Annotated in this window: 11 protein-coding genes; 3 read left to right on the top strand and 8 right to left on the bottom strand. The window is 69.5% G+C overall.

The features are described 5' to 3' along the window. Nucleotides 1-21: 21 nt before the first annotated feature. The 5 genes from JRI60_RS52095 to JRI60_RS52075 form a co-directional block, all read right to left on the bottom strand. The gene (locus JRI60_RS52095; protein ID WP_239470236.1) at nucleotides 22-1,245 is read right to left on the bottom strand and encodes a phospholipase D-like domain-containing protein; all 1,224 of its coding nucleotides are present in this window, start codon (nucleotides 1,243-1,245) and stop codon (nucleotides 22-24) included. Nucleotides 1,246-1,385: 140 nt separating this feature from the next. Then, the gene (locus JRI60_RS52090; protein WP_239470235.1) at nucleotides 1,386-2,696 is read right to left on the bottom strand and encodes a transporter substrate-binding domain-containing protein; all 1,311 of its coding nucleotides are present in this window, start codon (nucleotides 2,694-2,696) and stop codon (nucleotides 1,386-1,388) included. Between the two features lie 53 nt (nucleotides 2,697-2,749). Further along, complete coding sequence (locus JRI60_RS52085) at nucleotides 2,750-3,208, bottom strand: response regulator (RefSeq protein ID WP_204223622.1); 459 nt, start codon at nucleotides 3,206-3,208, stop codon at nucleotides 2,750-2,752. Between the two features lie 143 nt (nucleotides 3,209-3,351). Continuing rightward, on the bottom strand, nucleotides 3,352-4,821 hold the full coding sequence (locus JRI60_RS52080) for an MDR family MFS transporter (RefSeq protein ID WP_204223621.1): 1,470 nt from the start codon (nucleotides 4,819-4,821) through the stop codon (nucleotides 3,352-3,354). Between the two features lie 211 nt (nucleotides 4,822-5,032). After that, nucleotides 5,033-5,584: a hypothetical protein gene (locus tag JRI60_RS52075; protein ID WP_204223620.1), complete on the bottom strand. Its 552-nt coding sequence runs from the start codon at nucleotides 5,582-5,584 to the stop codon at nucleotides 5,033-5,035. Nucleotides 5,585-5,767: 183 nt separating this feature from the next. Between JRI60_RS52075 and JRI60_RS52070 the strand changes: the two genes are divergently transcribed. The 3 genes from JRI60_RS52070 to JRI60_RS52060 all read left to right on the top strand — a co-directional run bounded on the left by JRI60_RS52070 (nucleotide 5,768) and on the right by JRI60_RS52060 (nucleotide 9,605). Then, complete coding sequence (locus tag JRI60_RS52070) at nucleotides 5,768-6,862, top strand: glucose 1-dehydrogenase (protein WP_204223619.1); 1,095 nt, start codon at nucleotides 5,768-5,770, stop codon at nucleotides 6,860-6,862. 105 nt (nucleotides 6,863-6,967) lie between these two features. Beyond that, entirely contained in the window at nucleotides 6,968-7,600 is a 633-nt protein-coding gene (locus tag JRI60_RS52065; RefSeq protein ID WP_204223618.1) for a cyclase family protein, read from the top strand. Nucleotides 7,601-7,754: 154 nt separating this feature from the next. After that, nucleotides 7,755-9,605: a glycoside hydrolase family 15 protein gene (locus tag JRI60_RS52060; RefSeq protein ID WP_204223617.1), complete on the top strand. Its 1,851-nt coding sequence runs from the start codon at nucleotides 7,755-7,757 to the stop codon at nucleotides 9,603-9,605. A 79-nt stretch (nucleotides 9,606-9,684) separates the two neighbouring features. Here JRI60_RS52060 and JRI60_RS52055 read toward each other — a convergent pair whose 3' ends face one another. The 3 genes from JRI60_RS52055 to JRI60_RS52045 all read right to left on the bottom strand — a co-directional run bounded on the left by JRI60_RS52055 (nucleotide 9,685) and on the right by JRI60_RS52045 (nucleotide 12,715). After that, nucleotides 9,685-10,344 (bottom strand): TetR/AcrR family transcriptional regulator, encoded by a 660-nt coding sequence (locus JRI60_RS52055; RefSeq protein WP_204223616.1) that lies wholly within the window; start codon nucleotides 10,342-10,344, stop codon nucleotides 9,685-9,687. A gap of 60 nt (nucleotides 10,345-10,404) precedes the next feature. Continuing rightward, complete coding sequence (locus JRI60_RS52050; RefSeq protein ID WP_204223615.1) at nucleotides 10,405-11,235, bottom strand: alpha/beta fold hydrolase; 831 nt, start codon at nucleotides 11,233-11,235, stop codon at nucleotides 10,405-10,407. A gap of 190 nt (nucleotides 11,236-11,425) precedes the next feature. After that, on the bottom strand, nucleotides 11,426-12,715 hold the full coding sequence (locus tag JRI60_RS52045) for an adenylate/guanylate cyclase domain-containing protein (RefSeq protein WP_204223614.1): 1,290 nt from the start codon (nucleotides 12,713-12,715) through the stop codon (nucleotides 11,426-11,428). Between the last annotated feature and the right edge of the window lie 28 nt (nucleotides 12,716-12,743).

Here is a 12,743-nt window from a genome sequence, read left to right as displayed (position 1 = left end):
CTGGGCGAGCAAGCCCCGACACTACTTGCAGGGGTAGTTGGCCTTGGAGCAGGTGACGCCGTTGTTGTACGCGTCGTTGAAGTGGGCGACGAACGCGTCGTAGATGGGATGAACGGTGCCGGACTCGGGAGCGAGCTTGACGAAGAGCTCCTCGTTTTCGTTGAGGGCGTCCTGGGACCAGTTCTGGGAGCCGGTGTAGACGCGGTAGTGATAGGTGGTGCCGAACTTGCCGTAGATGGCGAAGAACTTGTCGTGGACCTTGTCCTTGCGGCGGATGGCGACACCGGCGTCGAGCAGCTCGTTGTAGACGGACTGGGACATGTCGATGCCGTCGGTGGAGTTGCCGCTGACGACCATCCAGACGGAGCAACCGCCGGCCTTCATGCTCTTGATCTGCGAGAGCAGCGCGGGGCGGCCGGTGGTGACGAAGGACATGCCGATGCGGATGCGGCAGTTGGCATCGGGGGTGATGTCATTCAAACGGGTGACGATGGTATCGGTCTGCCCCACGCCTTCGGGAGAGGCATAGGCATCGGCGGGGTTGGCCAGGTAGTAACCCCGGCCGGAGGCGGAGTCGTAGTAGTCATTGCCGGTGTAGTGGCGCCGGTTCCACATGTCGGTGAAGTTGGCGTTGAGACCGTCGAAGAGGGTGACGGCGTCGTAGATGACGATGGCGTTGTTGAAGGCCTCGGTGCCGCTGGCGCCGGTGAGGTTGGCCGAGCCGAACCAGGAGACGTAGGGGCGCAGCACGCCGTTGGGATCCTTCGTCTGGCTGAACGTGAACAGCTTGGTGTGCATGTTGCTGGCGGCGCTGGTGCTGATGCAGCCGCCACCGCCGCTCGTGTTGGTGCAGAACTTGTAGTTGGCGAGCTTCTTGAGCGTCTCGACGGCGGCGTAGCCGGTGCTCGCGTTCTTGGCGTCCATGACGACGTACACCGTGACGCCGCGGTTCTGCGCGGCGAGGAGGGCATCGGCGATGCCCGTATGGCTCACGGAGTGGATGGCGGCGCGGATGGTGGCGCCCGCGGGCGTATTGTCGATGAGACGCTTCACCTCGTTGGTGATGGTGGCGTCCACGCCACCGAAGGCGGGCGGGTTGTTGAAGTAGGCCCAGACGGCCTTGCCACCGAGCGTCCCGGAAGCGGTGCTCACTCCCGCCTCGACCGTGCCCACGTCGACATCATCGAGCACATACGCCGGGAGCGAGGACTCGCAACCGGTGACAGCCATCGTGCAGACAGCCATGGTCAATGTCCGCAGAGCCGACCGCGTACCGCTTCCCTCGAGCCGCATCGTGCCTTCTCCTTCGATGTCGCGATTTTCGCGGCTTGTTATCAACTTCCAAGGAAACGGGCAAGACGCGGAATACGGCTCTAGACAAGGGATTACGGAGCGGGAGCGGGGCGGCTCGTACCGAGCCCCACCAGCGCATCGGCGAGGCGGTCGATCTCCCCGGCTTCCAGGCCGGTGGAGGCGAGCTCCTCGTGCGCCTTGTGCCGGATGGCGTCCCGGTCCAGCCCTCCGGGGACGCGCGGCACGAGGGTGCTGATGCGCGAGCTGATGCGCGCGAGCGCCGGCCGCAGCTCGTCATCGAGCGAGTGCGCGGGCGCATCCGCCGGGGTGGCCGCGCGGAGCTGGAGCTGCTTGGCCGCGTCCATCTGCGCCTGGAAGAACGCGGTGAGCGCCTCGTCCGGAGGCGGGGACACACCCAGGGCGGCCGCGGCCTTCTGGACCTCGGACCGGGCGGCTTCCAGCACCTTCGCCTCCTGCGCGGGCACCTCGATGGGCTGACCCGCGCGCTGCTTGGCCACGGCCACCATGGGCATCAGCGCCAGGCGCTCGGCGGTGGCGGAGAGCAGTGCATCCACCGGCGTCGCGGTGGGCCCGGTGGCACCGGGGCCCAGGTAGCGCGCGCGCAGCTCCCCGAGCGCTCCGCTCTCCTCCTGCCGCAGGAGCCACGTGTCCAGATCCGCGGCCAGCTCGGGCTGGGAGGGGTCCACGTAGAGCGCCACCACGTCGCGGGTGAACGGGCCGACCAGCTCGAGGCCGGTGAGGCCCTCGGCCCAGCGCGGACCCTCGACGGTGTTGCTGAGGGCCGCGTCCGCCTGACCGGAGGCGACCGCCTCGCGCACCGCCGCGTTGTCGGGAATGGCGAGGATGCGCGCGTGCGGGAAGTGCGCACGCGCCACGCGCTCTAGGTGTCCGCCCTTGTTCACCGCCAGACGGAAGTCGGGCCGGTCGAGCGCGCGCAGGAGCGCGAGCGGCTCCTCGGAGGTGCCACCGCCGGCGGGAGGCGCCCAGGTCGGGCGGCGCAGGAGCAGCAGGGCGCCATTGCGCGCCACGGGGACGGTGTAGCGCCCGGTCAGCGAGCGCTCGGGCCGGACGGTGATGCCGCTGGTCGCCACGTCGAAGCGGTGGGCGCGCAGGTCCGCCACCAGCTCCGGCCAGCGGAAGCGCACCCACTCGAGGCGCAGCCCGCGCTCGGTGGCGTAGGACTCCAGGAGCGCGGCGTCGAAGCCGGAGGCCTGTCCCTCCTTCAGCGTGCTGAAGGGAGGGTAGTCGCCGCTCGTTCCCACGCGGAGGACCCGGCTCTCCCGCGAGGCGGGGGGCGCCTCGGGACGAGCCGCGCACGCGGCGAGCAGGGCCAGCACGGCGCCCGCGAGGAGGAGGCGGGCGCGCGCGAATCCACGAGACACGTTCGGAGGAGGGGAAAGGTGCATCCCCCGACTCTGCCCCAGGGGCGTGTGAATCACCCAGCCCGTCTGGGAGAAGGCAGCTCGTTGAGGACGAGCCAGTACATGCCCAGCTGCCGCACCGCCTCGAAGAAGGCGGTGACGTCCACCGGCTTGTGGACGAAGCTGTTGACGCCCAGCTGGTAGCTCTCCATCAGGTCCCTCTCCTCCTTGGAGGAGGTGAGGACGACCACGGGCAGGGTGCGGGTCTGCTCGTGGGCGCGCACGCGCCGCAGCACCTCGAGGCCGTCGATGCGGGGCAGGTGCAGGTCCAACAGCACCACCTGGGGCCGGATGCTCGGATCCCTGTTCGCGTGCCTGCCCTGGATGAACAGGTAGTCGAGCGCCTCGGCCCCATCGCGTACGACGACCACCGGGTTGTGGATGTTGCTCTTGCGGAAGGCCCTCAGGGTCATCAGCTCGTCGTCGGCGTTGTCCTCGACGAGAAGGATGACGCGTTGGCTCGGGTCATACATGGGAGTGTTTTCTCACGGCGGGCTCGTGGAGGGGATGATACGCCGCACGGTGGCGAGTCCCACGTCGATGCGGGTTTCACCCGGAGACAGACATTGAGACCACGCGAAGTGTTTGTGAAAGGCTTTTCACGGCGCGAGCGGCGTCAGTGAGGCGCGGCCACGTCGGTGGTGGGCAGGGACGTCCCCGGCTCGCGCTTGCTCTTGGGGAAGAAGAGCCCGGCGGCGAAGGCGGCGATGGTGGCCGCGCAGATGATCCAGAAGTTGATGGACAGGCCGGTGCCGAGCGCGCCGCTCAGGGTCTGCAAGACATCCGCGGGCAGGCCGCGGCCGTGCTCGGGGCCGAGCAGCTCGTTGGCGGCGGAGACGGGCACGCGCGGATCCTTCAGGAGGTGGGACACCAGCACGCCACCCATCAACCCCACCCCGAGCGCCCCGCCGATGGTGCGGAAGAACATGTGGCTGGCGGTGGCCACCCCGCGCAGCTCCCAGCCCACGCTGGTCTGCACGGCGATGAGCAGCGCGGTGGCGGTGAAGCCCAGGCCGATGCCGAACAGCGCCATGGCCAGCTCCGGCACGAGGATGGACGAGTGCGGGTTGAGGAACAGCGCCATCAGCCCCGTGCCCAGCACCGTGAGCCCCAGCCCTCCGACGATGAGCGGGCGGAACCCCGTCTTGAGCAACAGCCGTCCCGCCACGAGGCTCGCCAGCGGCCAGCCGACGATCATCGGGGTGATCATCCCGCCCGCCAGCGTGGCCGAGCCGCCCAGCACGCCCTGCACGTACAGGGGCACGTAGGTGGTGGCGCCGAACATCGCCGCGGAGAAGAGCGCGCCGGCCGCCGAGGAGATGGCGATGGCGGGAATCTTGAAGAGGGAGGGGGGGATGACGGGCTCGGCCACCTTGCGCTCCACGAGGACGAAGGCGATGAGCAGCACGGCCGCCACCGGCAGCGCGAGCAGGTTGCGGCCGAGGCTCTGCACGCCGAAGAGCAGCGCCACCACCCCGCCGGACAGCAGCGCCGCGCCCGCGAAGTCCAGCTTCTGGGGCTTGCGCTGCACCTGCTCGTGGAAGAAGCCCAGCAGCAGTCCCAGGGCGGCCAGCCCCACCGGGACGTTGATGAAGAAGACCCAGTGCCAGGTGAGGTACTTCACGATGAGGCCACCGGTGAGCGGGCCCACCAGTCCCGCCAGGCCCCACACCCCGCTGAAGGCGCCCTGCACCTTCGCGCGCTGCTCCAGGGTGTAGATGTCTCCGATGATGGTGAGCGACACGGGCTGCATCGCTCCCGCGCCCAGGCCCTGCAGCGTCCGGAAGGCGATGAGCATGCTCATCGAGGTGGACAGACCACTGGCGATGGAGCCGATGAGGAAGAGGACGATGCCGAAGAGGAGGACGGGCTTGCGCCCGTAGAGGTCCGCCAGCTTGCCGAAGATGGGGACGGTGATGGTGGAGGACAGCATGTACGAGGTGAAGACCCAGGCGTAGCTCTCGAGCCCGCCCAGCTCGCTCACCACCGTGGGCATGGCGGTGGAGACGACGGTCATCTCCAGGGCCGCCATGAAGAGGCACAGGGCGAGGGCGACGGTGGTCAGGGGGCGGTGGGTTGGTCGCATGCTGTCGATTCGGAGCTGGGAAGAGGTGCCCTGCTTAACGGGTGGGAGCAGGGGCCGCCATCGTCAAGCGTCGTCCCCTCTCCCTCTGGGAGAGGGTCAGGGTGAGGGTCTACCGACTGTGCTCCCTGGTGATGACGGTGGGAAACGGCAAGGGACGAAGACCCTCACCCCCCGCCCTCTCCCAGGGGGAGAGGGAGCATGCGCAACCCGATCATGAAGCGCGCGCTGTCCGCTCCTCGCCGCGCCGCTTGAAGGCTCGCGCGGTGAGCCACAGCCCGAGGAGCAGCACCAGCACCGCCGTCACGGTGAAGAGGGCCCCCAGGCGGCTGGCCCGGGGACGATCGTCGTAGACGAGCTCGAAGCCCGAGACCTCGGGGTTCTGGCGGAAGCGGTCGAAGGCGTCGACGGCGCGCTGGACCTCGGCCTCCTCGGCCATCCACTCGCGCGAGAGGGGGAACTCACCCCGCGTGGTGACGAGCAGGGGACGATAGATGTTGGGCTGGGCGCCGCGCGGGCTGCGATCGCGATCCACCCGGGCGCCCTGGAGCTCCGACAGCGGGAAGGTGCCCACCTCGTCCCGGGTGAGCCAGCCCACGCGGGTGAGGGTGCAGGGCCCGCCGCGCTGGCACTGCAGCTCGACGCGCGCCTTGATGTCGAGGAAGGCCAGTCCAAAGATGAAGAACGGGATGGAGAGCACCAGGACGCCGGTGGCGCCGATGAACAGGGAGCGCGAGGGTGTGACGGAAGGCGCTGGGTTGCTCACGGCCTCCTCATAGACCAGCCGGGCGGTGGGAGCACGCGCGAACGCACGCGGTGGAGTCGATGCGCGAAGGTCGGATGGAAGACGGGCGGCGCGCGGGAGTGTCCACCAGCGGGGCTCCCGGTGACGGGGCAGGTGCGCGCGGGGCCGATCCAGGGCAACGACGGGGACACAGGAGGTGGAGCCATGAAGGCGGTGGCGGTTTTTCCCAAGGGCCGAGAGGTGAAGGTCATCGACGTGCCGGAGCCGAGGCTTCGCGCTCCCTCGGAGGTGAAGGTCCGGACGCTCGAGGTGGGGGTGTGCGGGACGGACAGGGAGGTGGTGCAGTTCAAGCACGGCAAGCCGCCGGAGGGGGAGGATCACCTCATCGTGGGGCACGAGTGCGTGGGCGAGGTGGTGGAGGTGGGCGAGCAGGTGAAGAACCTGGCGCCGGGGGACCTGGTGGTGCCGCGGGTGCGCAGGCCGTGCCCGAGCGAGGACTGCCTGCCGTGCCGCACGGGGAACACGGACTTCTGCGTGACGGGCGAGTACACGGAGCGGGGCATCCACGGGGCGCACGGCTTCGCGGCGGAGTACTTCGTGGAGGACGTGGAGTACCTGCACAAGGTGCCGCGCGAGCTGCGCGAGGTGGCGGTGCTGACGGAGCCGCTGACGATCGCGGAGAAGGCGCTGCGCGAGGTGGCGCACATCCAGACGCGGTTGCCGTGGAAGAGGCCGTTGCCGGGCAGGGCGGTGGTGCTGGGAGCGGGGCCGGTGGGCTTGCTGGGGGCGATGGCGCTGATGAGGGCGGGCTTCCAGACGACGGTGTACTCGCGCAAGCCGCCCCCCGACGCGAAGTCGGAGATGGCGGAGTCACTGGGAGCGGCCTACGTGTCCTCGAAGCAGCACAGGGTGGAAGAGCTGGTGAAGCAGAGGGGAAAGGCGGACGTGGTGTACGAGGCGGCGGGGGTGGCGAGCGCGGCGTTCGAGCTGGTGAAGGGACTGGCACCCAACGGGGTGTTCGTCTTCACGGGCGTGTCGGAGAGCGAGGAGGAGGAGCTGGACCAGGGCGAGCTGATGAAGCAGTGGGTGATGAACAACCAGGTGCTGATCGGAACGGTGAACGCGGCGGCGGTGGACTTCGAGGCGGCGGTGGAGGACCTGAGACACTTCCGGACGAAGTGGCCTGGGAAGGTGGAGAAGCTGATCACGGCGAGACACCGGCCGGAGGACTACGCGCAGGTGGTGAATGGGGAGAAGAGGACGGACATCAAGGACATCCTGGTCTTCTCCCGGGGGTGAGACTCGGGTGACACTGCGTCTATCCCCTCTCCCCCTGGGAGAGGGCTAGGGTGAGGGTCTTCCCATCTACGCACAGCGCATCTGCGCCCCGAAAAGGAGGAACACATGGAGGGAGCCTGGCTGGACATCTCGGTGCCGTTCGGAGAGGAGCCTTCGAGAGAGGGAGCGGCGGCGGGAGAAGGAGGGCTCCCGGAGGGGGTGGAGGCGCAGGCGGAGTGGCTGAAGAGGGCGGCGTGGATGGGGACATACGTGACGGCGCCGCCGAGCCTGGAGCTGGACCTGGAGGACACGGAGAGGCTGCCGTTGTCGGCGACGGTGGGGAAGGCGAGGGTGCTGCACCTGGATGACGTGGACTGCATCCGCGCGGACTCGCTGGCGGACTACGAGCCGAGGGCGGGGGAGCGGCTGCTGCTGCGCACGCGCAACTCGCAGCGGGAGTGGTGGAAGAAGCCGCACGGGGAGGACTTCGTGATGCTGTCGGAGGCGGCGGCGCGGCTGCTGGTGGAGCGCAAGGTGGCGTGCGTGGGGGTGGACTACGTGTCGCGTGCGGGAGCGGGCTTCCACGCGGAGAGCCGGGGCGTGCACCAGCTGATGAGGGAGGCGGGGGTGTGGCTCATCGAGGGGCTGGACCTGACGGAGGTGAAGGTGGGGATGCACGAGCTGGTGTGCCTGCCGCTGAAGGTGAAGGCGGAGTGGGGCTCGCCGGCGCGGGCGCTGGTGCGCGCGCTGCGCGAGTAGGCCCGGAAGGCCGCCATGCGGGCGGCCGGGCGCCCACCCGGGAGCGGGAGCCCATGCGAGCGGGCGAGCATGGGGCACCGGGCCCCTCCAGACTCTGAAGGCGGGAGTGCCTCCGAATAGGAATGCTCCGAGGTTCTTCAGTCGGGAGGAGTGAATGAACGGCGACAAGACGTCGCGACCTCCAGCCATCGAGGACCATGGCGTCATCGGCGACATGCGCACGGTGGCGCTGGTGGCGACGGACGGCACGCTGGACTGGCTGTGCTTTCCGCACTTCGACAGCCCGAGTGTCTTCGCGGCGCTGTTGGATCCGGAGAAGGGGGGACACTTCCGCATCAGCCCGGAGCTGGACGGCGAGCGGGTGATGCGCAAGCAGTTCTACTGGCCGGACACGAACGTGCTGGTGACGCGCTTCTACTCACCGGATGGCGTGGGCGAGCTGGTGGACTTCATGCCGGTGGGGAAGGGGGAGCGGGTGCGCCAGGTGGTGAGGCGCATCCGGGTGGTGAGAGGGGAGCTGGCCTTCCGGATGGAGTGCCTGCCGGCGTTCGACTACGGGAGGGAGCCGCACACGGTGCGGCTCATCCAGGGAGGGGCGAGCCTCCTGTCGGAGAAGCTGAAGCTGACGCTGGCCACGGCGATGAAGCTGGAGACGGACGGGCAGCGGCTCACGTCGCGCTTCACGCTGCAGGAGGGCCAGTCGGCGGTGTTCACGCTGCGCGAGGGGGCGCCGGACTCCTGCACGGACCGGGTGCTGGGGCACGATGCGTCCGAGGTGCTCTTCCGCTCCACGGTGGACTACTGGCGGCACTGGCTGGCGAAGTGCAGCTACACGGGGCGGTGGCGCGAGGTGGTGCATCGCTCGGCGCTGGTGTTGAAGCTGATGACGTTCGAGCCCTCGGGGGCCATCGTGGCGGCGCCCACGTGCAGCCTGCCGGAGTCACCGGGTGGGGTGCGCAACTGGGACTACCGCTACGTGTGGATTCGAGACGCGGCCTTCACGGTGTACGCGCTGATGCGCATCGGCTTCCGGGACGAGGCGGGCGCCTTCATGCGCTGGCTGGAGAAGCGCATCGCGGAGCTGCCCGAGGGCGAGCCCCTGCCGCTCATGTACGCGCTGGACGGAGGCGAGGTGCCGAAGGAGCAGGAGCTGTGGCACCTGTCGGGGTACGGGGGGGCGAAGCCGGTGCGGGTGGGCAACGGGGCGGCGCACCAGCTGCAGCTGGACATCTACGGGGAGCTGATGGACTCGGTGTACCTGTACAACAAGCACGGGGCGCCCATCTCGTATGACTTCTGGAGGCACCTGAGGCGGCTGGTGGACTGGGTGTGCGACCACTGGCGGGAGAAGGACGAGAGCATCTGGGAGGTGCGAGGGGGAAAGCAGCACTTCGTGTACTCGAAGATGATGTGCTGGGTGGCGGTGGATCGGGCGATCCGGCTGGCGGACAAGCGCAGCTTCCCGGCGGACCGGGCGAGGTGGCTGCAGACGCGCGATCTCATCTTCGAGGAGATCATGCAGAAGGGCTGGTGCGCGAAGCGGGGCGCGTTCATCCAGTCGTACGAGCGCAAGTCGCTGGACGCGGCGAACCTGCTGATGCCGCTGGTGTTCTTCCTGTCACCGGTGGATCCGCGGATGCTGTCGACGCTGGACCGGGTGCGGCAGGCGCCGGCGAAGGCGGGGCTGACGTCGGACGGGCTGGTGTTCCGCTACGACGTGGAGGCGACGCAGGACGGGCTGTACGGGAGGGAGGGCACGTTCAACCTGTGCACCTTCTGGCTGGTGGAGGCGATGACGCGGGCGAGCGTGACGAGGCCGGACCTGCTGGACGAGGCGCGGCTGACGTTCGAGCGGATGCTGGGCTACGCGAACCACCTGGGGCTGTACGCGGAGCAGATCGGGACATCAGGGGAGGCGCTGGGCAACTTCCCGCAGGCCCTCACGCACCTGTCACTCATCAGCGCGGCGTACAACCTGGACAAGGCGCTGGGCCACCGGGACTGACCATCATATCCCCTCTCCCCCTGGGAGAGGGACGGGGTGAGGGTATCTCGGGCCCCGGGTTGGGAAGAGCGAGCCCCCGTCACCCGACGCGAGGGCCCTTGCCGCGCTGAGGGCGGGCCTTGTCGGAGGAGGAGGAGCCCGGCTCGGACTCCGGGGCCACGCCGCGCCAGAACATGTCCACCATGCGCTGCATCCAAGGGACCTCCTCCTCGGTGGGGACGGGCTGGTTGGTGATGTGGGCGAGGAAGTAGCGGTACTGCAGGCTCGCCAGGAACATGCCGGCCATCACGCTGGGGTCCCCCTCGCGCAGGCGGCCCTGCTCCTGGGCGCGGCGGAACCAGCCCGTCACCGTCTCGTAGGTGCGCGCTGGTGGAGGCACATCCTTGTTTTCTCCGCGCCACTCCTCGGGGGTGATGCCCGCCTCGCGCAGGACGGAGAAGGCCGGCACCATCTCCCGGAAGAAGGCATCGATGGCGGCGGCCACCTCGCGGATCTGCTCCGTCAGCTCCCGCTCGTCCGGGCCCTTCTCCAGCAGCCGGAGCCAGGGCGGCACCTTGGCCACGCCGAAGGCGGCCTTGAGCAGTTCCCGCTTGCTGCCGAAGCGCTTGAGCAGCGCCGGCCCCGACACCCCCAGACGCGCGGCGATCGTCTCCGTGCTCACCGAGGCTCCGTGCTCGATGAAACAGGCGCGTGCCGCTACCAGAATGTCTTCGTCCAGGACCTGTCGGGGACGCCCCATGAAACCGCCCGCTGATTGGTTAGCTAGTGCTAACTAACTAACTCCTCGACGGGGTGGGAATCAAGGGGGAGAGGGGGACAACCCTTCAGGACGGGTGCCCAGGGAGGTGTCGATGAACCGGTGGAGGCGGGCGGCGATCTCCTCGGGCATCTCCAGCGTAGGGAAGTGGCTGTGGGAGGCGAGCCGCTGGACGTGGAACCAGGGGTGCGAGGAGGCGAAGGACCGCTGGGACTCCAGCCAGGCGTCATCATGGGGCTGGGCGTAGAGGTGGAGGGTGGGGGCGGGGGGCGAGAGGGTGGCGAGGGCCTTCAGCGGGCTGCCCTGCTGGGCGTACACCCGGGAGATCTCCCGCCCGGCGCGCTTCCACATGTCCTCGCCGAAGGAGCCCATGTCCTCCTGGACGAAGCGGATGACGTCCGGGGAGCTCACCCCCTGGAGCCAGAGGGAGAAGAGGCCATCGCGGGCCTGCTTCCACTGGGACGTCTGGAGGACGTGGAGGGCCTGGAGGAAGGGCGGGGGCGGCTCCAACACGAGCCAGTCCAGCAGGACGAGCGCGGGGACGCGGGGGCCGAGCTGACGGCGCAGCTCGAGGGCCCACCAGCCGGCATGGGAGAGGGCCACGGGCACGACGCGGCGAGCGCCGCTGGCGTCGATGACGGCGCGCAGATGCTCGACCACGGTGGTGTTGTCGAAGTCCTGGCCGGGGGCGTCGGATGCGCCATGGCCGGGGAGGTCCACGACGAGCGCCCGGTGGAGGGCGCTACAGGGGGGGACGAGCTTGCGGAACACGGCGCGGCTGGTGCACCAGCCGGGGATGAAGAGGAGCGCGGGCTCACCCTGTCCCAGGTCGTCGTAGTGGATGCGAGCCCCACCCTTGCGTGTCTCGGCCATGTGCGTGTCCCCCTGGGGCACTCGGGTCCATCCCTCGTGCGGGGGCGCAGTCATGCTCCAGGAGGCGAGGGGGAGGACAGGGGACGCGGGTGCGGTACCACCGTCCGCTGCCCATCACTTCGTGACATCCCCTCTCCCTCTGGGAGAGGGCCGGGGTGAGGGTATTTCGGACCCCACGAGGACCACCGCGTCAAGCAGCCTGGCGCGAGTCGTGCTCGGACAGGCCGAAGAGCTCGAGCTGCTGCAGGCGGCCCTTCACGGCATGAGCGCCGAGCGGCTCGAAGGCGGCGTCCCCGTCGAGGGCCTCGCGGCACTCGCGGGACAGGAGCAGGGAGCGGCCGAGCACCTTGGTGAGGTCCTGCACGCGGGCGGCGGTGTTCACCGTGTCACCGATGACGGTGTACTCCTGGCGCTGGGCGCCGCCCACGTTGCCCACCACGGCCTCGCCGCGGTGCAGCCCCACGCCGATGCGCAGGCCGGGGAACTCGCCGCGCTCGCGCATGAGGTCGGCCTCGGCGAGCATCTCGCGCGCGGCGTCCAGGGCGCGCCGGGCATCATCCGGCTGGTACGTGGGCGCGCCGAAGACGATGAGCATCCCATCGCCGAGGAACTTGTTCACCAGCCCGCCGTGGCTCGCGACGATTTCACACATGCGGCCGAAGTAGAGGTTGAGCAGGCGCAGCGTCTCCTCGGGGGACTGGGACTCGGAGAGGCGGGTGAAGTCGCGGATGTCGGTGAAGCAGATGGTGACGGCGCGGCGCTCGCCGCCCTCGGGCATGCGGCCGGAGAGCAGGTGCTCCATGACCTGCTCGCTCACGTGCATGCCCAGCAGGCCGCGCACGCGCTCGCGCTCGACGGCGCTCTCGGTGAGGCGCAGCAGCATGGCGCGCATGGAGCGGCTGGCCACCATGCCGAGCGCGCCCATGGTGACGAGGAAGATGGCCTTGGCGAGCGTGACGTAGAAGTCATACGCGCCGGTGGCGAGCAGCTCGGGGGAGGCGGCGGGGCGGAGGATGAACTGGATGACGACGATGAGCTGGACGGAGGCGGCCAGGCCCGCGAAGAGACACAGGCGGGGCTGGAGGCGGGGGGTGGCCGTGGCCACGCCCACGGCATAGAGGGCGGGCCCCCCGGCGGACATGGCGAATGCGGGGCCGTTGACGTGCAAGTCGAGCAGGGCGACGAAGGTGCCCATGGACACGTCCACGAGCGAGGAGGCGTAGCGCATCCACGGGCGGAAGTGGCCGGTGCGCAGCAGCAGGGAGATGCACAGGTACCAGCCGAGAAAGCCCAGGGTGGCGGCGAGGATGACGCGGGGGATGGGCGAGCCCGAGACGACGGCGGCGAGCACCAGGCAGGTGGCGACGATGCCGGCCACGGTGGCGACCGTCGCCACGCGGGACTCGAGCTTCAGCAGGGTCTCCCCGTAGAGGGCATCGAACCCGCTGGGGAGGGGTTTGGAGCCGGTGGTGGCGGGCATCGGAGGGCAGGATAGCGCCAGGAGGAGG

The sequence above is a fragment of the Archangium violaceum genome (assembly GCF_016887565.1).
In the GTDB taxonomy this organism is placed as follows: Bacteria; Myxococcota; Myxococcia; order Myxococcales; family Myxococcaceae; genus Archangium; species Archangium violaceum_B.
The sequence above is the reverse complement of the archived record's forward strand: the minus strand, read 5'-3'. Positions and strand labels throughout refer to the sequence as shown.